This window comes from Pedobacter panaciterrae, assembly GCF_013204795.1.
Classification (GTDB): Bacteria; Bacteroidota; Bacteroidia; order Sphingobacteriales; family Sphingobacteriaceae; genus Pedobacter; species Pedobacter panaciterrae.
Genome location: NZ_JABMKW010000008.1, coordinates 744,831 through 767,260 on the forward strand (window position 1 = coordinate 744,831; position 22,430 = coordinate 767,260).

Sequence of the window (22,430 nt, forward strand, 5' to 3'; positions counted from 1 at the left end):
ATGAAGAAATTAACGAAATACACTCAGCAATTGCCATTATTCCTTGGATTTTTGATGTTGCTGGGGCTAGGTTCCTGTAAAAAGGAAAAGCAGGATTTTGAGTACGATAACAGGCTAATCACAGACGCTCGTAAAAACTCATCACTGCGTATTGTAAACCTGGGGAATTACGGTCAGGTGATAATGGATGGTGATACACTGACCAATAACAGGTATGTTTTGCCTACAGATCCAATCTCTACAGTAATACCGGGCACTAAATATTTTCCTGAAAACGGGGGTAAACTGGGTTCAACATGGAACATTCCTCAATCGCTTTTAAAAAACGGAAAGGCCCGCTTTTTTACCGAAATTGGGGGGTATAATACTCCGGGTGATAAGCTTACAATCGATCTTCAGGAAGATGCAGCACAGGCTATGGATTATTACCTGCTCGCCACAGAACGTATTGTAGACGGAGAACCTAAATATCTAAAAATTCCGCGTGCGGTTTCTCCCCCTTCAGATCCTGCCAAGTTTAAAGTAAGGCTGCTCAATCTTTCTTCGAATATTGAGATAAGTGATATGGAGAACCTGGTAGGGCCAATGAGCCTTACATGGGCTGATGGCACACCAGTAAGTGGTACGACCAGTAACATCTTGCCGGGGCAATATTCTGATTATATCGAACTGCCTTATACTACCGCGCAGCTAAAGGTGTTAACCTCAGCAGGGATTCAGGTGCCAGGTACTACTAAGATGCCGATTTTTCCGGCAACATCAACCCTTACCTCTGTCCGTGGCTGGCCTCCTGAGGATACACACCTAACTTTCAGTGCATTTAAAAGCTTTGTGCCAGGAGGGATTTATACCATTGTTATTGCGCCATATAATTTTACGATCCCTTATTTAATCGGTAATCCTGGTGAACAGGTTTCAGGATATCAGAATGCCATCATGATCATGAATGATATCAGTGAACCACTGAATGTAACCTATGCAAGAGTGCAGGCAGTAAATACCCTGGTAGGCATAGACGGGGTTAAAATAACCATGAATGGAAATGTATTGGGTAATGCACTAGCCTATACCGAGCATACAGATTATCAGAATTATATAACGGGTAATTATACCATCGAAGCTAAAGATGCAGCTGGAAATGTATTGGCCAGTAATCAGCTGAGGTTAGATCCTAATACTAATTTTACTTTATGGATTCATCCCGACGCCGGTGGTAAGGCAACCATTAGTACGGTGGCTAATGATTTAAGCAGGGTAATTCCCGGTAATACAGCCACAGATGACGCCACCTATGTGCGTAATAAACTGGACTATCCTTTTAGTATCCGTTTTCTTAACCTTTGTCCGGATTTACCATATGTCACTTTTACAAAGGATAACGGACAGTCTTTTCTTCACAGTTACAATAGGAATCCGGCGGCAGTAAATAACCTGAGACCTGGTGTTTTTCCCACGGAGGCCCCATATATACAAATAGATCAGGATAATATTCCGTATAAAATAATGGCTTTTCGTTCTGCGCCAAGCGTAATTCCTGGAAGCTGGGCTAGTGATATACCCGTACTGAAAGGACAACAGCTTATTGCCCGACCAAGCTTATATGTGAGGGGCGGTTTACCCAACCATGAGCCTGGTATTTATACCATAGCATTGGTTGGCAGCACCAGTCCATTAGCCCCTGCGGGTCAAAAAGCAAAGATGATTATCCTGAAACACACCAAATAAAAGAATCAGTATTATGTTACCATTAAGAATTAAGAATGTCACATTTTATGCTGCTGTCGCTCTGTTGTGGTTTGCAACGGGCTGTTCAAAGGTAGAGTATAAAAAAATTGATGATCCAGCTTATCTAAGGGTTTTTAACAACCTTAATTATAAGATTGGAGTCGATAATAAAGATGAAATGCTCCCTTTTTTGACCATGCTGATTGATCCTGAAATGGATCAGGACGGTATGCCTGTCGGCGCTCAGATTAAAGGAGATTTTTTGGATAAGCGTGATCCTTATGCGCCACCTTACCCATCTCATATCGGGAGTGGGACAAGTGTAAACAACCCGGAGTATCCAGGCAGGGAAAATGTGTTGGTCGGACCTGTTTTAAATGGTTTCGATTTAAGCAGCTGGGCGCAGATTCCATCAGGTAAACACCGCATTGTGTTTATGTTCCGTCCAAAAAACACCGTTCCGTTTTTTAACCTGGATCCTAAACTGAAAAAAAGTTTCCTGATCGATACTACGATGGTGTTGGATAGCAAGGAGGTATATACCCTGCATGTGTTGCAGAAAGATTTCCTGACGAAAAGGAATGGCATTTACCTTAGAAAAGAGAATTTTCACAAACTGCCATTATCCGATTCCTCAATCTATGTTAACTTCTATAACATGAGTGCCAAGGGATACTGGCAGGCAGATAACGACGCTAAAGGAGGCAACGAATACGGAAAGGGAGCCATGGGAAATGGTGTAAAAGACCAGATGAATATTTTTGTAACCCTGTATAAAAACAGGACTGTTTCTTCACCAAAAATATCCGGTTATAACGGAAAATATCTGGGCAATTTAACCAGAAACGCTGACGTACTTGAAGTTAGCCCGTATTACAGTTTTCCATTGTTTGCCGATGCAAGCGCTGGAGGTATTTTTACTGACATGTGGCAGCGGTTTGATTTTCTGGCACCCGGCATGGACATTAGAAATATTCCTTATGGCCCCACCGTAAATCAAACGGATGGGAACTGGGCTTCTATAAACTGTTTAACACCGTACCCGGATTACAGGCAATGGAACGAGATCGTAATGCCCAATATGATTGTAAACATCCACTCCGGTAAATATAATCCGCGGTCGTTTGCCACTGTAAATACCATTGAGATTGTAAATGGAAATGTTTACCTCAGTACCATACAGCGTAAATATGCGCCTCCAGTTTACTAATGGTTTAATCCAATAATTAGAATAATGAAATACGAATCATTAAAGAAATGCCTTTACTTCCTGTCGGTGTTGTGGTTGCTGGGTTTAAACGCCTGTAAGCACGACGATCTTCATATTGATAAGGCGAATGACAATTTTCGACCTGGCTTTGACTTTGTAAAGAATAACTATGACCTCAGCTTATTTGCTTCGGCAATAGAGAAAACAGGAATAGGACCAGAGTTAAACGGTGCCGGGCAATTTACAATCTTAGCCCCCAGTAATGCTGCCTTTAATATCATAGGGATAAACCGCCCCAGCGATTTTGATAAAATGAACCCTGATACATTAAAATTTCTGGTACAACGCCATATTTTAAATGAACGGATAATGTTAAAGGATATTCCTTTTAATGGGATAGATGTGCGTTACCGTACACTGGCGGGGACTGAATTGTATGCTTCCATTGTTAGCAGAGATAACAGCAATACTTTATATTTTAATGGCTCACTTGCCAGCAGAAAAGATGTAACGCTGGCAAATGGTACCTTACATGTACTGGACAGGGTAATGAAATCTACTGCAAATACCACCGTACAAGGTTGGTTGTCTGCCAGACCTGAATATAGCATCCTGGTAAGCGGATTAAAGAAGTTCGGATTCTGGGATGAACTGGCAACAGAGGGACCTTACACCATACTGGCCCCAAAAAATAAGGAGTTTGAAGCGAATGGTATGACTGCGGAGGTAATTGCCGGCTTAAATGTAAATAGTTATATCGGCGACCGTCTGTTTGGCTGTTATGTGATGAGAAAGAAGCACTTTTTTGTGTCAGATTTTGTGGTATTCAGTATCATCAACAACGATTCCTTTTACTATCATCCGGTAGCTAATGATACTTATATCATGACAATTACTGCCGGCAGGTTCAACTACGACAACATTTACGATCAATCTATTGGCTATAATATTGAAGTAAGGACGAATAAGAACTTCCCTTATGACATTGTGACTAATGTAAAAGGACACGATCAGAAAGCGATAGATAACCTTACCGATAATGGCCTGGTACAAGACCTTCAAGGTATTTTAATCCTTCCTGAGCAGGCAATAAAGAGTAATTAGATGATTTATAACAAGAATAAGATGAATTTAAAACTTATCAATATCTGCCTGTTATTTATAACATTGGCATCTTGCAGAAAAGCTGAATTTCAGCCTGAAGTTGAAGGTGTGCAGGTACCTGCAGAAGATTTAACTATTACACTGAACCAGGTGCTGGAGGCATCACCATATGTACTTTTTAAAGCAGCCTGGAAACGCAGCAATATGAACAGTATTATAGAAAAAAGAGGTAGTAATGCCCCTATAACCCTTTTGGTGCCAAGTGATGCGGCGTTTACTGCAGATGGAATGACTTTAGAAGTCATTAATAACACCAGCCCTGCTTTATTGGATAGCTTGCTGCTTTACCATACTTTATCGGCGGCTGTTAACCCTAAAGACCTGAGTGAAAGGGGAGAAAATACGATTGGTATCAGCTTGCTGGAAAATACCCATATACAAGTAAAGGGATATGATAACCAATACCAGACTGATCCTTATTTTTACCGGCAATACATCAATGTATCGGGCAATGATCTGCTGATTAATGGTAAAAAAAGCGGAGGCTCGGCTGTTACTCTGGCAAAAAACGGAACTTTCTGGCCAATAGACCGGGTACTGAAAAAACCAGAAAAAACAATGTTACAGGCTTTGCAGGATGATGGCCGTTTTGGAATGTATATTGAAATTATGACCAAAACCGATATGCTTTGGGATGAGGCTATGATGGGGGCAGTTGATCGCGATCGATTTCCCAAAGGATTGTCGATCGACGATAATTACCTGATCTTCAAATCTATTTTTGCTCCCACAGATGAAGCGTTTCATCAGGCAGGATTTAAGACTGTGGATGATTTGATGGCATTGAATAACCGTAATCCTCTTCCGTATTTTGATTGGGATACCTATGAGCAAGTCGGTACCGGATATGCAACGGATACCTTATTGACCATGCATCGTTGGGGTAGGATTTTTAAAGAAAGGGACGGTTGGGGCCCCGGAGACGATAATCCGGATAGTTTTTATTCGAACGATCTGAACAATAAACTATTGTCGGGCTATGCGCTGACTACCTCTGGGTATTCGGGAACTATTCCAATTATGTATGTGCCATTTGATTTTGGTAAAAATGAAGCAGGACAAGTAACTGTAAAAGTCAAATCATCCGCTCACTCGGCCGCAACCATTGTTGAGGGAGACATCAACACTTTAATGGGGCCAATACATGCGGTAAACCGGTTAATGCCGCCTAAAGATTTTAAATTCTGACCGGTATCATTAGCTCATAAAGATTAATAGAAACATGAATTATTTACATAGAATATCAATTAGGCCATTGGGCATTTTCCTTATGCTGATCAGTTGTAGTATGATCCTTAACGGCTGTAAAAAGGATGATGCCGTTAAAGTTGTCGATAACAATAAGATCAGCGCAATTATAGCAGATAATTTTAACCTTTCTGTCTATAATACTGCCTTGATAAGGACAGGATTGGCCAAAATTACTGACAAGGAAGGTTTGTATACCGCTATTGCACCCTCAGATGATGCTTTTGAAAATGCGGGTTTTGGAAATGCAACAGCCATCTTAAGTATGGATCCTTCCAGGGTATCCTCTATCATGAATTACCACATCCTAAATGGAGTTTATGAGTTTGATAAATTGCCTTTTTTGTTTAACCAGGAGGTCAAATCTGCTAACGGAGGTAAACTTTTTGTAACACATTGGGTGAAACAAGGTGATACCATTTTAACAATTAATGGATCCAAAATAGTCTCAAAAAATGTACGTGCATCTAATGGATTAATTCAGGTTATAGATCGTGTACTGGAGCCATACAGCCATAATAAGGTTATAGAAGCCATCGCTTCAGACAGGGATTTAAGTCTGTTTTATCAGGCTTTACAACGTTCTGGTCTAGCAGAAACATTAAATGGTCAGGGCCCATATACCGTATTTGCGCCAAGTAATGCTGCAATGACCGCCTTCGGACTGCATACTATTGAAGAAATCAATAGCATGGACCCTGCAGTTTTGCAGGGCTTAATGCGCTATCATATTTTGTCTGACCGCAGGTTTGTATACGATTATGTGCTAAGTACTGGTACATCTAACCGTAGTGACCAAACCATGATTGATGGAAAATCTATTCAGGTAATCCTTAAACCTAATCCTCAGATAGCCGGTGCATTTATAGGTATTGAATTGAAAGGAACAGGAAATACATCGGTTATCCAATTGACAAAACAGGATGTACTTACCGGTAATGGGGTAGTACATACCATTGGAAGCCTATTGAAAATTACACAGTAATTAAGATTTTAGAGATGACAGTAAGAAATACAATTTACAAAATATTTTTACTCCTGTGTATGTTACTGCCTTTTGCTGCGGTAAGCCAGGAAACCAGTGGTACTTTAAATGGAAACGTGCTGGATGCCGGAGGACAACCGCTACCGGGTGCATCTGTTACGGCGATACATCAGTCTTCAGGAACAAAGTATGCGACTGCTACAGATAAAAACGGACATTATTATTTGCCCAATCTTCGTATTGGAGGTCCGTATTCTGTAGAAGCAAGCATGATGAGCATGAAAAACGATAGGCGGGAGGGAATCTCTATCCGTTTGGGCGCAGCAGTTGTTTTAAACTTTGCGCTGAGCGATCAGGCACACCAACTTACCGAAGTAGCAATTAAAGCTACAAAGAAAGGAGCTCAGGCAAGTGCTTATGGCTCAGGAAAGAACATCAGTGCCGATCAGGTTCGTAATATGGCTACCGTGTCACGGAGTATAACTGATGTTACCCGTTTAGTACCTCAGGCCAGTAAAGACAATAGTTTTGGTGGTGCCAACTTCAGGTATAACAACGTAACAATTGATGGTGCCATTAATAACGATGCCATCGGATTTAGCCCTTCTTTGGGAGGCCAGTCGGGCACATCTGGAATGGCCGGAAGTTCAACCAGAACCAATCCGATATCCATTGATGCAATTGAAGATATGCAGGTTTATTTAGCTCCCTACGATGTGAAGATCGGTAATTTTACCGGAGGTTCTGTAAATGCGGTAACCAGAAGCGGAACCAATTCCCTTAGTGGATCGGTATATGGTTTCGGTCGTAATGCTACGATAACCGGCAAGGATAGGGTAGGATCATTAGGGAAAATGAACAACGACTTTTACGATTACCAGACTGGTTTTCGGGTTGGGTTTCCAATCATCAAGAATAAATTGTTTTTCTTTAGCAATGAGGAGATTACCCACAGGCAAGATCCTTCACAATTGATTGCAGGTATTGCCGAAACCGGCCATATTTTAAGTGCCAAAGACGCGGCTGACATTACTGCTGCCAATTTCTTTAACGCCGGAACTGCAGGATTGTTTAATACTTATGCCAAGTCGACCAAGTTTTTTAATCGTTTAGACTGGAACATCAACGATAAACATCAGCTTGCAGTTAGAAATAACACGATCATTTCTGAAGCTTCCCATATGGACAGAGATCAGCAGGATTTTAGATTCAGCAGCATGGCCTTTTTGCAAAAGAATAACCAGAGCTCAACAGTGGCCGAACTCAAAAGCAGGTTTAATAATAGCCTATCTGGTAATTTACTGGCCGGCTTTACTGCTGTAAACGATTCAAGAGATCCCTTTGGTGATCCGAGTCTGCCGCAGGTACAAATTGCTGGCAGAACACCCGGTACCACCATTTACGTGGGTACCGATCGTGAAGCCAGTATTTTTGATATGAAACAGCGTACATTGGAGCTTACCGCCAACTTAAACTGGAATATTGGTAAGCATACCCTTACCATGGGTACACACAATGAGTTTTATAACATCACTTATGGTTTTGTAAACGCATGGAACGGGAGGGTAGATTACCTAAATATCGAAGATTACCTCAGCAACAATCCTTACCGTGTTCGTGGTGCGTATAGTTATGAAAATAACAGCCGTTCGTATATTGAACAGCATCCGGGGGCAAAGTTTAACATCAATTTATACAGTTTGTATTTTCAGGATGAAATCCGTGTATCTGACAAGCTGAAGGTAATTCCGGGGTTGAGAGCAGATATGGCTTATCTGGTTGACAGACCAGAACTGAGCGAAAAGACCCGTACGGCGGCAGCCGATCCTTATTTTGGAAATACGTATACCTATACACCTTTAAGCAGGATCACGAACAATTACCTGAATAAGATACAGCTTTCGCCTAGGGTAGGTTTCAGGTATGATTGGAATGGTGATCAAAGTCTGATTCTACGTGGTGGTGCGGGACTTTTTACCGGACGGATACCTATGGCATGGTTGGCGTATGCATTTTATAACAATGGTGACGGCTATGGCGGTTTTGATCAGAAGGCCGATCAGAAACCTTTTGTGCCGGGCAGCAATCCCCTTGCCGGTGGTGCAAATGGTATTGCCGATTTTATACAGCAAAATGGCGCAACGATTAATAATCCCAATAGTGGTAAAACCCAGATCGATTTAATTGACAATGGTTTTGTGATGCCGCAGGTGTTGCGTACCAGTTTAGGTTTGGATTATACTTCAGCTAGTCAGTGGAAATTTGGTGTAGAAGCCATCTATACTAAAAATATTAAAGATGTGTTGTTTCAGCAATTGAACGTGCAGGACAATCCAACCTATTATGGCTATGATAAAGACCATCAGCAACCGGTATATAGCGGAACAGTAGATCAGCGTTTTTCAAATACCTATCTACTTAGCAATACCAGCAAAGGTTATCGTTACAGTTTAACAGCTAGCGTTGGCAAAAACATTGTTGATCAACTGCAAGCTTCGGTGTCTTACACTTATGGTCAATCAAAAGACCTTTCCAACGGTGTGCGTAACTCAATGGAATCTAACTGGCAGCTGAACCAATCATTGGTGCCCAATAACCCGACATTGGCCAATAGTAACTTCGATATCAGAAACCGTATTGTAAGTACCATTAGTTACAATAAAATGTGGGCTAAGGCAGGTAGAACTAATGTGTCTTTGTTTGTAAGTGCACAATCTGGCAGTCCATTTACCTATGGCGTGGTTAGTAATAGCATACAAGGGCTGCCACAACAGGTAAGTCTGGCCTATATCCCTCACAGAGAAGAAGCTATCCGTTATTTCCAGGACAACGCTACCTCAACTGCTATTCAGCAGGCAGAGGCTTTTAATAGTTTTATTGATGCAGATAAATATTTAAGTAGTAAGCGTGGTGGATTTACAGAAAGAAATGAAGGCCGTACGCCATGGAATGTACAAGCTGACTTGCATGTTTCTCATGACTTGTTTATGAGTGCCGATAAGAAGCAGTTTATTACGTTTACCGCTGATGTAATGAACCTCACCAATCTAGTCAACAGGAGTTGGGGAGTTCAGTATTTCTCTCCAAATACTTTCAACTCTACTTCAAGTGTTGGGTTAACCCCGGTACTATTCCCTCCATCCCAAAATTCCGGTGAATATCCGTTGTACCAGTTTAAATCGCCGGGTAAGCCTTATAGTATTGACTACTATGGTTCACGAACACAGTTGCAACTGGGAGCGAGATATACTTTTTAAGTGATACAGATCAATCGAAATATGATATACGATATGAGTTATTCAAGAAAATTTAATACCGGGATGCATAAGTGGATCGGTGTGCTAAGCCTTTTTATTTTGTTGATGATTGCCTGTAAAAAGGACAAGACAGAACTAGTTAAAGTGCCTCTGGTGGTTACAGATTATTATCCAAACAGTGGTGCCCAGGGCACACTGGTAACGGTAGAAGGCACAGGATTTAGCAATAAAGCCGATGAAATATCGGCCACATTTTCTGGTGTAAAGGCTGAAATTGTTAGCGCAAGCTCTACTGCCGTGGTAATGCGTGCACCGGCTTCGGCAACAAGCGGTGCCATTATAATGAAAGTAAATGAGGAAAGCATCAGTATTGGTAATTATACTTATCAGGAACTAAGTATACAGGCGATCAGTCCGGTAAACGGGGCTGCTGGAACACATGTTCGTATTACTGGTGCTGGTTTTAGCAGTACAACAGGCCCGGCAGAAGTGTACATAAATGGGAAAATGGCTGTTGTAGTGAGTGCCAGTGACAATCTGCTGGTAGCTGAAGTGCCTGAAGACGCAGGCACCGGTCCGGTAACCGTTAAGGTAAATGGAAAAGAGGCTTCAGGACAAACCTTTAAGTTCCAGGTCATATCTGGTATTAAGCCTGCAAGTGGTGGCAAAGGTACACGTGTGAAAATCTCTGGAGGTGGTTTTGATGAAGTAACTGCCGGTAACCATGTAGATTTTAATGGTAAACTCGCGTTGGTAACTGAAGCGGCCGAGGATTATCTTGTGGTTGTTGCGCCCGCCGATGTGCAGACCGGCCCGGTATCGGTTACCATTAATGATCAAAAAGCGACTGGACCTGTATTTACAGTTGTGCCCATGCCGGTAATTGAATCTGTAACGCCGTTGAGTGGGCCGTCAGGTGCTGAAATGACCATTTTGGGATCAAACTTTAGCCCGCATACAGATGAAAATAAGGTAACTATAAATGGAAAAAGTACCACTGTTCTTACTGCAACGCCTTTTAAGGTTACCTTAACTATTCCAGGTGGAACAGGTGATGGGAAGGTAATCTTGAATGTAAATGATCAGATTGTTCAGGGCCCTGATTTTAAAGACCAGAGTTTAGGCATTTCTAAAATGACTCCTGACAATGGCCTGTCAGGTACACGGGTTACCATTACCGGAACAGGGTTTAGTGCTACTGCATCAGCAAATACAGTGACCTTTAATGGGCTAGCAGCACAGATAGTCAGTGCAACAGCTACCAGCCTGGTGGTAATTACACCACCTGCATTAACATCTGGTCCGGTAAAAGTGGTAAATGCAGGTCAAAGTGCATTGTCACCGGTTAACTTTAACCGTGCAGGTGTAATGACTTTAGCGGGTGGGCCAAATCAAACAGTTCTGGATATCAGTGAGCGTGGTGCAAGTATTGCCGTAGATAGCCGTGGAAACGTATTTGTGATGGAACTTAATAACCATGTAATTAAAAAGATTACTCCAGAAGGCGTTGTTTCGATATTCGCAGGAAGCCCGATAAGAGAAACCGGTAATCAGAACGGTACAGGTACTGCAGCGCGGTTTAATTTTAGCTTTAATTCGGGTATAGTAATTGACAAGCAGGATGTGTTATACGTTGTCGACGGTTTAAATAACAGCATTCGTAAAATTACACCTGCAGGTGTGGTAAATACCTACGCAGTAAACCTTAATGGACCTGGTAAACTGGCTATTGATGATAATGGAGATTTATATGTGCAAACGCAGTATAGTTTAACAAAGGTTGATAAGTCTGGAGTCAGAACGGCTGTAAGAGGTTTTTATGGGGGGAATGAAGCCTCGAGGCCTGTCATTATAGGTCCTTACCTGTACTATACAGATAATGATAATCTTTTAATTAATCGTTTTGGCCTGATCGATGCGTCAAACCTTCGTGGATGGGCAGGAAATGGTGAATTTGGAAATTCTGATGGCCCTAAAAATCAATCGATGCTGGCTATTCCAAAAGGATTCATTTACGACGGAAAAGGCAACTTCTATTTCTCTGATGGTTTTAAACAAACAACCAGAAAGCTGAATATTACGCTTAATGAACTGAGCACGGTTTCCAGTCAATCGACTAGTGGGTCATATAAAGATGGAGGGTTGATGGATGCAGAGTTCCGCAACAGAGATGACATGGCTATGGATAAAGATGGTAATATTTATATCGTCGATGCAGGAAATAATGCAATCCGGAAAATGTTTTTAAAATAAGTTTCAAGTTTGATTATGCTCAATTCCGGGCCGGCAGTCGCTGGCCCGGTTTATTTACAAACACATCAGCTGAGCAATTAAAAAATTCACGGTTAACATACAGTTCATATGCTGTTTTTATATTTGTCTCTGTATCAGTTCAATAAAAAACATTATGGAAATCAATTACCTGGTTGTCGTACCCGTCCTGATCTTGGTCATTGCCCTGATCCTATTCCTGATCCGCAGGAACAGGAAGGACCAGAAAAAATTAGAGCGAGAGCTGAACCAGTCAGAGCTGAAGCCTGAAAAGCATGATAAAGATCATATCTGACAGTTAAAGAAAAAGCCAAATGCCTAAAAATATAATTCTGTTGTTATGCTGGATGGCCACCTTCTGTCCTGCAGATCTCCCTTACGGCTATGATCAGGTGACGATGCTGGAAAAAAAGATCAGTATCATCGTTTATCCGACAGAAATACTGGAAAGTGTCATCTATCGACTCCAGTTGAGCGTGGGTACAACTTTTGAATTCAATATCCGGGTGCTGGCGCCCTATCAGGCAAAAGGGAGCAGTTATAAAGAGGTCTCCTTGAAACAGATTCTTGATCACCAGCTCGCAGGTACATCTTTGAAGTATAAACTAAAAAAACGGAAATTGGTCTTATACCATTCTCCCCTTTGATCGATCACTACCTAAGAAATAAGGTAATTGATCCCTTAGACGCAAATTCAAGTGAACAAAAAACATACAATATTAAATCTTTCAACACTAATCTTCATTATCGTGGTAGGGTGCAACAATAAATATCCATTTAAATCCCCCTATGAGATGGCCAGCGGATATGTAATTGGAAAGGAGAGCTGTAATGAGGATACTTCAAAAGACTATTGGCTAATTGAAATTGTATCATCATCCTCGGCAACTCAGCAATATGGTGATACCCTTACCCTTAATGGAGTTAAGTATACTAATGTAATAAAAGCAACTGGTCTCTCCCAGACCTTAAAAATAGCTGGAGAAAAGGTGGGTTTTGATTTTAATATCGCTGGCACCGCCACTTTAACTATGGGATGCGCTATAGATACTCCTAAAATATACAAACTAAAACTAGCTAATATCATACATAGCGGGAGATCATCATTTTAATCCTAGCAGATCAGTTTCAATAAGAAAGGCATAGGGATATACTTTTTAAAATTTAGCTGAGATTGATAAGATACCAATGAGTTTAATGATTTGTCCTACTTTGCGCTTATAGCAAGCTAAAAATTTAACATGGGAAAAACACCAGTGGGCATGAGCTCAGACCTGCAAAAAAATCTTTTTACAATAAAGTAAAAGTAACCCACAATTAATATCTTATTTATATCCCTTGCCGAGTTTTGCGGGTAATATCATGGGGTCAAATAAAGAGCTGGTTAATTTTGAGGTGCTCTATAAACGCTGGAGTGGCATGCTGCATCAATATGCCCTTTATTTTGTAAAGGATGAAGAAACCGCTGCCAGTTTGGTGAACGACCTATTTGTGCAGCTTTGGTTTAACAAAACCAGTCCTGATAACCTAAAAGGCTACTTGTTCAGGGCGATAAAAAACTCCGCGCTTAATTACCTGAAGCAGTATAAGAACAACTCATTGACTTTACTTGAGCAGGATGACCTCACTGCAATTTCTGATCTTTCCTTTGCCGATGAGGTTACCAGTGAATCTGAGCAACTGGTTTTTCTACATTTTCTTATTAGTAAACTTCCCGAGCGGCGGCAACTGGTTTTTAAAATGCACAGAATAGAAGGATTCAGTTATGCAGAGATAGCGGAATTGCTGCAGATTTCGGTTAGAACTGTAGAAGACCATCTTTCAAAAAGCATGCAGTTTATCTATGATCGGTCCCAACATTTAATTCATAGAAAGTTAACAGAAGCTTAACCGATTACAGCCCGTATTTTCTGCCTGCACAATTGTCTTTACTGTTGAAAGAGGATAATTATGGATAATAAATTATGGGATTGTATTGTTAAGCGATTGTCTGCTGAAGAGACCGCCGAGTCGGCGGCCATGCTTGATGCCTGGCTTATCGAAAATAGAGGACACCAAGAGGAATATTTAAAGATACAAGTGCTTTGGAAGTTGACAGAGAAGTTACCTGCTCAAGAACAGCTAGATTTTGAAATCGTAAGAGAAAGAATTTCTGAAACAAACCCAACACCTCAGCTTACACTGGTAGATAATGCTGCCCGTTGGTGGAAGTACGGCCTGGCTGCGGCAATGACCGGTATCTTCCTGCTTACAGCGCTTTTTTACTACCGATCAGCTCAAAACTCAGCGCAGCCTGAAGAATGGGTATTGAAAAGTGCGGGAGCAGGTAAAATGATCAGGGTTTTATTGCCTGACAGTACACTCGTATGGCTGAATTCAGGAAGCGAAATTCGCTATGAACGTGACTTTAGAAACAACAAGCTAAGGTTGGTGAAACTGAAAGGGGAAGCATATTTTGAAGTCACCCATGATTCATCACATCCTTTTGTAGTCAGTAGCGCAGGAATGAATACTACGGTTTATGGAACCAGTTTCAATGTACGGGCTTATAATACGGAAAGGGCTATGGTTGTTGCTGTCAATTCGGGTAAGGTAGGTGTAACCACATCTGAAGATAAGAAGGCAGTATTTCTATTGCCAAGTGAAAAATTGATATATGACAGGGAAAAGGCCGAAGCACATAAAATAAGCATTTCCAGTAGCGATGTAGATTCTTGGGTGTCAGGTGAACTGATCTTTGAACAGACTCCGTTTAATGAAGTTTTTGAAGCCTTAGAAAGAAAGTACAACATCAAAATCAATACCGAAAAAACTAACTATACGGGTTGCAAGCTGACTGCAAGATTCAGGAACAAATCTATAAACGAAGTTCTTAAAACACTAAATCTCTCTATGAACATACGATCAAAATTTGTAGGACAAACCATTTACATAGAAGGAGGGGGATCATGCAGTAACAATAAATAAAAAGCCGATCCTGTTTGCGCAGGAACGGCCTTAATTCTTAGGCAAACGGCGGTGAACCGTTGACTATATCTTATCATTTAAATCGTAAAAATTTAAACAACTCAAATTTATGAAAAAAAATAATGAGGCTAAGTGCCTTATGAAAATAATTATGCGAGCATGCTTAGTAATTAGTGTCATTTCAGTGATCTCCATCCAGCTGGTAGCAGCTTCTGTAGTACGTGGTCAAAGCGGGCTGGATAAACGCATCAGTATTAATATGCGCAATGTGGCTTTCACAGACCTGCTTAAGGAAATTGAAAGAAAAACAGGGGTCAGCTTTGTGTATACAAATAAGGAAACTCTCAATACAAAAGTAACTGTCCATGATGAGACCAAAACGGCCAGGACAATATTGACGCCTTTGTTGCAAAAAAATAACCTGCGACTTATTGAAGATGGAACGATGGTTGTCCTTAAAAAAGCAGAGCTGCAGATACGTGCTCCAAAGCCTGGCGCGGCAGTAGGCTATGTGAAGGATAAGTTAAGTAACCAGACCTTGCCTTATGCTACTGTGATCTTGAAAGAAACCAACCAGAAGTATGTTACCGATGCCAATGGCTATTTTGTAATCAACAACCTAAAACCCGGAAAAGCAACGCTTGTTGTGAACTATATTGGTTATGTGACAACATCATTTACCTTAGATATAACCGATGGTGAAACGGTAAAAATGGAACTGAAATTGGAAAGCCAAAGCAACGATATGAAGGGTATTTCAGTAACAGGGATTAGAAGAGGAGAGGCCATAGCATTGAGCAATATGCGTAACGCAGACAACATCAAGTATGTACTTTCTCAGGAGCAGATTGAGCGCTTTCCTGATGCTACTGTTGGGGAAGCCATGCAACGCGTGCCAGGGATTGCGATGGATTATAGTTATGGCTTGCCAAGAAACATCATCATCAGAGGGCTGGATCAGAGTATGGGGTCTATCACGCTTAATGGAAACAGACTGCCTTCTACGCAAACCAATTCAAGGGATATTGATCTGAATGGTATTTTGTCATCTACTGTTGAGGCGATAGAAGTCAACAAAACCCTCACTCCCGATATGGATGCTGACGGAACATCAGGTTCAGTGAACATCATTTCTAAGACACCCAAGTCGGGCACTCAGCAAATGCAGGTGAAGGGTTCATTTGGTAACAATTTTCTATTGGGTAAGCAAAACTTTGATGGCTCATTTGATTTTAGTCGCAGAGATACCAAATGGGGCTATCTGGTTGGCGTAAATTATAGCAATACCTACAGAGGGGAAGATCGGGTTCAGAAAGATTACGACATGTACGAGATTGCAGGAGTAGAAAAAATGAAGTTATCTAATCTTGAACTCGAAGGTTCGGACTTGCACCGTGAGAACCTCGGACTACAAGCTGAACTGAGCTTCTTTCCTACAGAAAAGATTCAGATCTACGCAAGAACGTCTTACAATAAGTTTTACGAACTACAAACAAGGGGCACAAAAAGCTATAACATTGGAGAATACACCGATGAAAATACAGCTTCAGACATCAGTATAGGTGCTAGTGGTTCACCCAGAGATTACCATAGAGATTTGCTGAGCTTTTCAGTTGGTACTAAGGCGATTGTCAATGACTGGAGGTTGAATTTGGACCTCACCTATGCGAGTGGTTTATACGATCAACCCATTTACTATGACGGTTATTTTACTTATGGTGGTTTGAATGCCGGCATCGACATCAGCGATCCGCGTGCTCCGCAGTTTGCTTTTACAAATGGCGATGTGAACAATGCGGCCAACTACACCACTTCCTCTTATGTCAACAGACACCAGATCGCTCATGACAAAGATGGGCAAGGATCGTTTAATGTGCAGCGGACTTTCAACCTTAGCCAAAAAAATAAACTGATGTTTAAGTTCGGAGGACGTTACAGGTATAAGGAAGATGACCATACCAGAGATTATTTCCAATACATCCTGAAGACAGGTAAGGTATCTATGGATAATTTCCTCTCTGATTATTCCAGAAAGGATTATTTTAATGGTAAATATGATCTTTCAGGAGCGATTGCCAATGGTTACCTGATGGAAGATTATTATCAGAAAAACCTGTCGCTTTTTGAAAGTGATGAAACCTATATCAGACAAAATACTGATCCGGATTCTTACAATGGTAAGGAAACCATGGGAGCGGGGTATGTAATGGGTAAATTGACACTGGATAAGCTTGATATTATTACCGGACTGAGGTATGAGCGCACAGGGTTTGATTACCGTGGCAACATTGTGTCTTTCGACAATCAGGGTAAATATGTAAGCACAAATAAAGTGAACACCAAATCTGCATTTGATGGCTTCTTTCCAAGTCTGAACCTGAAGTATGCCATTGATCAACGTACCAACGTGCGCGCAGCTGTTACCAGGTCGCTTTCCCGTCCTGGTTATTATGACCTGGTTCCATGGCAGGAAGTTGAACCGAGAAGAAAACGAATGAAGAAAGGAAATCCGGATTTGGATCAGGCTACTTCCACCAATGTCGACTTCCTGTTTGAACACTACTTGAAATCACTGGGTTTACTATCCGGAGGCATCTTTTACAAGAACATAGAAAATTATATTTATCAAAGTATTTATACCCAACAAGGCGGTCAGTTTGATCAATATCAGGTAACGCAGACTGTAAACGGCGCCAACGCACATGTGTATGGTTACGAAATTGCCTGGCAGCAGCAGCTAACTTTCCTGCCTGGATTTTTAAACGGTTTGGGTATCTATGGAAACTTTACGCAGATCCAGTCAAAGTTTAAAGTGCCTGGTATCGTAAGTGAGCGTACCGTACGTTTGCCTTCAATGCGTCCTAAGGTAGGTAATGCTTCTCTGTCTTATGAGAAATATGGTTTTTCAGGCCGCATTTCTTTGAATTTCTATGAAACTTTTATCAGTGAGCTTGCAGAAGAGCAAGCCAATGACCTGATGGAAAAAGGTAGAGTCCAGCTAGACTTCTCGGCCTCTCAGCGGATCAATAAAAAGTTTACCATTTTTATGGGTATCAGTAACATCAACAATGCCCAAACCATCCTGGATTATGGCGATGGAAGACCGAATGATCATAAATATTTTTCAACGTGGGCCAATGCAGGCTTTAAATACAACCCTTTTTAATGATGAAAAACATTACCAGAGAAATTATAATGGTCATTATTGCCCTTTTAGGGTTTCAATTGGCTAATGGACAGTCGTTCAAAGCTTCAGCATTTCCAGATCGAATTATCCTGACCTGGTCGGCCGACCCAACGACTACACAATCTGTTACCTGGCGTACCGACACTACTATACTTAAAAGTTACGCCCAGGTACTAATGGAAGACAGCTCACCCGATCTCGGAAAAGACAATTTCGGAGAATTTGTTGCCCTGACTACCACCCTGCAAGGAGTAGAATATGAAAAAGCAAATTACCATAGTGCAACCATAACCGGTTTAAAACCCGATCAAGTTTATACCTACCGCGTAGGGGACGGTAAGAACTGGAGCGAGTGGTTTCAGTTTCGAACCGCACCGGCAACAGTGAAACCTTTTTCATTCATTTATTTGGGCGATGCTCAGAACGACATCAGATCAAAATGGTCGAGGGTAATCAGGAGGGCCTTTGCCACCCACGGTGATGCACGTTTTATTGTTCATGCAGGCGACTTGATCAATCGCTCCAACAATGATAATGAATGGGGAGAGTGGCATTTTGGTGGTGGTTTCATTAACGGGATGATCCCAAGTATCCCTTCGTCTGGAAATCATGAATACTTCAGAGATGAACAAAAGACCCTGACCTTAGATCCACATTGGCGTTCCCAATATACATTGCCCGAGAATGGACCTAAAGGTTTGGAAGAATCTGTATACTTCATCGATTATGCAAATGTTCGTCTCATTTCATTGAACTCCCAGATGATCGTATTGGATTCCAACTCCATGAAGGCTCAGGCTATATGGTTGGAAGGGGTGTTGAAGAACAATCCCAAACAATGGACCATGATCACTTATCATCATCCAATCTACTCGACAGCAAAAGGTAGGGACAATAAAGAATTCAGAGACCTGTTTAAGCCACTGTTTGATAAGTACCATGTAGATATACTGATGCAGGGACACGATCATACCTACAGTCGTGGACAGAATTTACCCACTGGTGTTTCAGGAAAGGTAGGAGGTCCCATGTATGTGGTCTCAGTAGCTGGGCCAAAAATGTACAAAATAGATGTGACGCCAAGGTGGATGGATGTATTTGCAGAAAATACACAACTGTTCCAAATCATATCGGTTGACCACGATAAACTGATTTATACCGCATATAAGGCTTCCGGAGAAGTCTTTGATTCCTTTAGTCTTAAAAAAACAAATAAAGAGAAGGCTGCAGTATTTACAGATTTAAAAAAGTAAAGATGTAAGACCAAAAAAGCAAGAGTTCTTTTAAACTCTTGCTTTTTTACACTACATATTAATGGTCATTTTACCAAGTGTCTTGGCTGCTCCGATTTTTTTCCCGTTTACCCAAACCATAAAACCTTTTCCTCTGCGGTACCTGGTTCCGTCCTTAACATATAAAATGGTAATTTCTTTTCCATGATAAAGTAGCTTGTCCAGGCAAAAGTAATCCCATTTGCCTTCTGGTAAAAGGGGGTTGATCACCAGGTGATTTCCTTCAGAAGGACGTAGTCCAATCAGCCCTGAGATCACCAGATCACAGAAGGTAGAATGATTGTAATCCTTGCCACGCTCTATGCCACCCTTATCCTTTACCCAGGTACCATCATGCCAGCTCTTAAGGCGCGTGCGGGAAATCCAGTCACCTGTCAGCGGGTTCAGATTTTCATCTATCCAGGGTACCACTTTACCTTCACCGGTTTTTAACTGCTGACTGGTAGCATAGGTCTTTAAGAGTTTATAATAGTCGGCGCGTCCAACTACAGACTGGCTGTAATTGTTTAGCAAATTAGACATAGCAGTTAAAGCAACAGAAGTTGCATACGGCCAGCTTGGGCCATTCCACTGACATTCATGTCCCTGGTAGGATAATTTAAAATCGGGATGGTTACGCGCAACAGTTGTTGGGCCATAGGGGGCTTTAAAAAATGAACTATCAATAAGATATTTCCAGGCAGCGGAGTACCCCGCATCGGGCATATTGAAATACCAGGGTGTGTACCCCTGAAGTTCCACTGCATCGCAAAGGTCTGAACCAGAAGCTCGAGATTTTACTTTAAAAAAGTTTGCAGCATCGTCCCAAAGCAGGCCTTCTACTTTTGCCTTAAGCTGTTCAGCTTTTTTACGGTAAATTTTGGCATCGTCGTGGTCTCCTCTCTGAACAGCCATTTTGCTGATCGCAATTGCATCACCATACATATAGGAATTGATGGTAGGCCTGTATCCGCTTCCGCAAACGGACACTTCCATTCCGTCTCTGTCGTCAAGCTGCCAGAACAAACCGTTGGCATCTTGCTTGTCTTTTTCCCAGGCTGAATAATTATCGATCAGATCCGGTAATAACTGTTTAATGCCTGCCGAATTGCCACTTACCAGATATTGATTGTAGATCGCATCTGCTGCCCAGAAGCTATAAAGCCGCGGGTTTCCACCTTTGCGGAACCAGAAAAACGCATAGTCGTTTAAATAGGTTTCGTTTCGGAGCCAACGGCCTTCATAGAAATGGAAAGCAGCAGGGCAGCTGATGGTATTGTACTTTCCCGCCCAGGGTACATCAGGTAAGAATTCGGTGATCACATAACCTTCCGGTGTTTTTTTAATGTGCTTCCGGTAGGTCCACCACCTGAAATAATAGGTCCTTTCAATATCTTTGTCCGGACAGTCTAAAAGAGGAATGTCCTTTTGAAAGAAATATCCAGCTATCTTTTTTACTTGACTTTATGCATTTTATCACGCTCTAAGCAAGTTAAGGACATGGTAACAAAATGGGCAGGACTTCGTCTAAAGAAAAAGAGAAAAATGGATACTGGCAAAAACATTAAAAGTAACCTGGAAGATTTCAAAATCAATATCAAAATTAAACTTTCAGCACTTTGGGCATCTGTAACATTATGCTATTTGTATGGCGACTATTTTGAACTATATGTTCCTCAAAAAGCAGCAGGTCTGGTCAGTGGTGAAAATTTGTTGGACACCCCACAAAAATTATTGATGGCAGCGATATTATTGGCTATTCCAGCCGTAATGGTTTTCTTAGCCCTCATTTTAAAACCCACCATAAACAAGCTGATGAATATCATTTTCGGCCTTTTATTTACCATCATTATGCTATTGATCGCTTTTACTTCATTGGTGCCATGGAAATCATTTTATGTTTTTTTAGCATTGGTTGAAAGTGCAATAACCGCAATTATAGTTTTTTATGCCTGGAAATGGCCAAAACAAAATATAACCGCTTAAAACATGATAACAATTACCTCATCCATCAAGAAAACGGCAAGGATTTCAGGATTATTATATCTTATAGTAGTGCTTATGGGGATTTTTAGTCTGGCATATGTGCCTAAAACCCTTTTTGTCTGGGATGATCCAGCGCTTACTTTTAAGAACATTGTATCGTCTGAGATGCTTTTTCGACTAAGTATTGTGAGTAGTGTAATCTGCTACACGGCATTTGTCTTTTTACCAATTGCCTTATACAGGTTATTGAAAACTGTTGATGAGTTCTATGCAAAACTCATGGCCATTTTAGCAATTGTAAGTGTTCCTATATCTTTTGTGAATTTGCAAAATAAGCTTTCGGTTCTTTCTCTGATTAGTAGGGACAATTACCTGAACGTTTACACAGCAGAGCAATTGGAAAGTCAGGTTATGTTTCATCTAAATCAATACGACAATGGGATGCTTCTGGCTTCTATATTTTGGGGGCTTTGGTTACTGCCTTTCGGCTATCTGGTTTTTAGATCAGGATTTCTTCCCAAAATTTTAGGTATCCTTTTAATGCTGGGCTGTTTTGGCTATTTAATAAATTTTACAGGAAATATGCTCGTTAAGAATTATTCCGCCATCGGGGTTTCTAAATTTGTGAGTTTACCGGCCAGCATGGGTGAAATAGGAATTTGCTTATGGCTGTTAATCGTAGGTGTAAAACAAAAAAGACAAAAAATCAGCTTTACGGCTGATTGATATCCTGCTCCACATATTTTTTTAGCGACTCTCCAAGTATAAAATTCCAACCTTCAGTAAAGCTGGTGATAGCGAAATTCGGGCTGTCTTTAGGGAAACTTCCAAGTCCTTCATGGGTCAGTTTTAATCGGGTTTTTTGTTCGCCTTCCTTAAAAAGTTCCCAGGTGACTACTGAATACCCGTCGTTATGTTCAGGGTAAGTCCAGCTGTAACTTAGCTTATTGGGAGGGTCCACAAAAATCACTTCGCATACATGTAGGTATTGCTCCTTTTCATCACCCCCGGTAAATTGGAATTTGAATCCCTTTTCCGCTTTGAATTCTTCAAGTTCAAAGTACCATTCTTTCATTTGGTCTTTATCGGTAATGGCTTTCCATACCTTTTCAATTGGTGCATTATAGCTGCGTTCTACAATTAGTGGTTTTGTTTCCAT

18 protein-coding genes are annotated in these 22,430 nt (G+C 41.2%); 16 read left to right on the forward strand and 2 right to left on the reverse strand.

Annotated features, from left to right (window positions below; genetic code table 11):
• The 14 genes from HQN86_RS05480 to HQN86_RS05545 all read left to right on the forward strand — a co-directional run bounded on the left by HQN86_RS05480 (position 1) and on the right by HQN86_RS05545 (position 19,267).
• Positions 1–1,725 carry a DUF4397 domain-containing protein gene (locus HQN86_RS05480; RefSeq protein WP_172659990.1) on the forward strand — a complete coding sequence of 575 codons (1,725 nt, stop codon included), beginning with the start codon at positions 1–3 and terminating at the stop codon, positions 1,723–1,725.
• 13 nt (positions 1,726–1,738) lie between these two features.
• Positions 1,739–2,935: a hypothetical protein gene (locus tag HQN86_RS05485; RefSeq protein ID WP_172659991.1), complete on the forward strand. Its 1,197-nt coding sequence runs from the start codon at positions 1,739–1,741 to the stop codon at positions 2,933–2,935.
• A 24-nt stretch (positions 2,936–2,959) separates the two neighbouring features.
• Positions 2,960–4,039, forward strand: a complete 1,080-nt coding sequence (locus HQN86_RS05490) for a fasciclin domain-containing protein (RefSeq protein ID WP_172659992.1) — start codon at positions 2,960–2,962, stop codon at positions 4,037–4,039.
• Between the two features lie 21 nt (positions 4,040–4,060).
• On the forward strand, positions 4,061–5,287 hold the full coding sequence (locus HQN86_RS05495) for a fasciclin domain-containing protein (protein WP_172659993.1): 1,227 nt from the start codon (positions 4,061–4,063) through the stop codon (positions 5,285–5,287).
• Positions 5,288–5,321: 34 nt separating this feature from the next.
• Positions 5,322–6,332, forward strand: a complete 1,011-nt coding sequence (locus HQN86_RS05500; RefSeq protein ID WP_216854327.1) for a fasciclin domain-containing protein — start codon at positions 5,322–5,324, stop codon at positions 6,330–6,332.
• 59 nt (positions 6,333–6,391) lie between these two features.
• Positions 6,392–9,589 (forward strand): TonB-dependent receptor, encoded by a 3,198-nt coding sequence (locus tag HQN86_RS05505; protein ID WP_246269443.1) that lies wholly within the window; start codon positions 6,392–6,394, stop codon positions 9,587–9,589.
• A gap of 33 nt (positions 9,590–9,622) precedes the next feature.
• Positions 9,623–11,842 carry an IPT/TIG domain-containing protein gene (locus HQN86_RS05510; RefSeq protein WP_172659995.1) on the forward strand — a complete coding sequence of 740 codons (2,220 nt, stop codon included), beginning with the start codon at positions 9,623–9,625 and terminating at the stop codon, positions 11,840–11,842.
• Positions 11,843–11,950: 108 nt separating this feature from the next.
• A complete protein-coding gene (locus HQN86_RS05515) occupies positions 11,951–12,130 on the forward strand; it encodes a hypothetical protein (RefSeq protein WP_172659996.1) in 180 nt (59 codons plus the stop codon).
• 44 nt (positions 12,131–12,174) lie between these two features.
• Positions 12,175–12,507 (forward strand): hypothetical protein, encoded by a 333-nt coding sequence (locus tag HQN86_RS05520; protein WP_172659997.1) that lies wholly within the window; start codon positions 12,175–12,177, stop codon positions 12,505–12,507.
• 147 nt (positions 12,508–12,654) lie between these two features.
• Positions 12,655–12,972 (forward strand): hypothetical protein, encoded by a 318-nt coding sequence (locus HQN86_RS05525; RefSeq protein ID WP_172659998.1) that lies wholly within the window; start codon positions 12,655–12,657, stop codon positions 12,970–12,972.
• Between the two features lie 250 nt (positions 12,973–13,222).
• Entirely contained in the window at positions 13,223–13,750 is a 528-nt protein-coding gene (locus tag HQN86_RS05530; RefSeq protein WP_172659999.1) for a sigma-70 family RNA polymerase sigma factor, read from the forward strand.
• A gap of 60 nt (positions 13,751–13,810) precedes the next feature.
• A complete protein-coding gene (locus tag HQN86_RS05535) occupies positions 13,811–14,827 on the forward strand; it encodes a FecR family protein (RefSeq protein WP_172660000.1) in 1,017 nt (338 codons plus the stop codon).
• A gap of 109 nt (positions 14,828–14,936) precedes the next feature.
• A complete protein-coding gene (locus HQN86_RS05540; protein ID WP_172660001.1) occupies positions 14,937–17,993 on the forward strand; it encodes a TonB-dependent receptor in 3,057 nt (1,018 codons plus the stop codon).
• Entirely contained in the window at positions 17,993–19,267 is a 1,275-nt protein-coding gene (locus HQN86_RS05545) for a purple acid phosphatase family protein (protein WP_172660002.1), read from the forward strand. The genes HQN86_RS05540 and HQN86_RS05545 overlap by 1 nt, the downstream gene beginning before the upstream one ends.
• 51 nt (positions 19,268–19,318) lie before the next feature.
• Here the strand turns inward: HQN86_RS05545 and HQN86_RS05550 are convergent, their stop codons facing one another.
• Entirely contained in the window at positions 19,319–20,608 is a 1,290-nt protein-coding gene (locus HQN86_RS05550; RefSeq protein WP_172660003.1) for an MGH1-like glycoside hydrolase domain-containing protein, read from the reverse strand.
• 177 nt (positions 20,609–20,785) lie between these two features.
• Between HQN86_RS05550 and HQN86_RS05555 the strand changes: the two genes are divergently transcribed.
• Entirely contained in the window at positions 20,786–21,271 is a 486-nt protein-coding gene (locus HQN86_RS05555) for a DUF6326 family protein (protein ID WP_216854328.1), read from the forward strand.
• A gap of 3 nt (positions 21,272–21,274) precedes the next feature.
• Positions 21,275–21,997, forward strand: a complete 723-nt coding sequence (locus HQN86_RS05560; protein ID WP_172660004.1) for a DUF4386 domain-containing protein — start codon at positions 21,275–21,277, stop codon at positions 21,995–21,997.
• Here the strand turns inward: HQN86_RS05560 and HQN86_RS05565 are convergent.
• Positions 21,984–22,430 (reverse strand): SRPBCC family protein, encoded by a 447-nt coding sequence (locus HQN86_RS05565; RefSeq protein WP_172660005.1) that lies wholly within the window; start codon positions 22,428–22,430, stop codon positions 21,984–21,986. The two genes, HQN86_RS05560 and HQN86_RS05565, sit on opposite strands and share 14 nt — an antisense overlap.

Coding starts and splice junctions, on each gene's coding strand:
- HQN86_RS05540 (WP_172660001.1), top strand. CDS start 14,937: ATGAAAAAAAATAATGAGGCTAAGTGCCTTATGAAAATAATTATGCGA.
- HQN86_RS05505 (WP_246269443.1), top strand. CDS start 6,392: ATGTTACTGCCTTTTGCTGCGGTAAGCCAGGAAACCAGTGGTACTTTA.
- HQN86_RS05515 (WP_172659996.1), top strand. CDS start 11,951: ATGCTGTTTTTATATTTGTCTCTGTATCAGTTCAATAAAAAACATTAT.
- HQN86_RS05520 (WP_172659997.1), top strand. CDS start 12,175: ATGCCTAAAAATATAATTCTGTTGTTATGCTGGATGGCCACCTTCTGT.
- HQN86_RS05490 (WP_172659992.1), top strand. CDS start 2,960: ATGAAATACGAATCATTAAAGAAATGCCTTTACTTCCTGTCGGTGTTG.
- HQN86_RS05485 (WP_172659991.1), top strand. CDS start 1,739: ATGTTACCATTAAGAATTAAGAATGTCACATTTTATGCTGCTGTCGCT.
- HQN86_RS05555 (WP_216854328.1), top strand. CDS start 20,786: ATGGTAACAAAATGGGCAGGACTTCGTCTAAAGAAAAAGAGAAAAATG.
- HQN86_RS05535 (WP_172660000.1), top strand. CDS start 13,811: ATGGATAATAAATTATGGGATTGTATTGTTAAGCGATTGTCTGCTGAA.
- HQN86_RS05565 (WP_172660005.1), bottom strand. CDS start 22,430: ATGGAAACAAAACCACTAATTGTAGAACGCAGCTATAATGCACCAATT.
- HQN86_RS05530 (WP_172659999.1), top strand. CDS start 13,223: ATGGGGTCAAATAAAGAGCTGGTTAATTTTGAGGTGCTCTATAAACGC.
- HQN86_RS05495 (WP_172659993.1), top strand. CDS start 4,061: ATGAATTTAAAACTTATCAATATCTGCCTGTTATTTATAACATTGGCA.
- HQN86_RS05560 (WP_172660004.1), top strand. CDS start 21,275: ATGATAACAATTACCTCATCCATCAAGAAAACGGCAAGGATTTCAGGA.
- HQN86_RS05480 (WP_172659990.1), top strand. CDS start 1: ATGAAGAAATTAACGAAATACACTCAGCAATTGCCATTATTCCTTGGA.
- HQN86_RS05510 (WP_172659995.1), top strand. CDS start 9,623: ATGAGTTATTCAAGAAAATTTAATACCGGGATGCATAAGTGGATCGGT.
- HQN86_RS05500 (WP_216854327.1), top strand. CDS start 5,322: ATGAATTATTTACATAGAATATCAATTAGGCCATTGGGCATTTTCCTT.
- HQN86_RS05525 (WP_172659998.1), top strand. CDS start 12,655: ATGGCCAGCGGATATGTAATTGGAAAGGAGAGCTGTAATGAGGATACT.
- HQN86_RS05545 (WP_172660002.1), top strand. CDS start 17,993: ATGATGAAAAACATTACCAGAGAAATTATAATGGTCATTATTGCCCTT.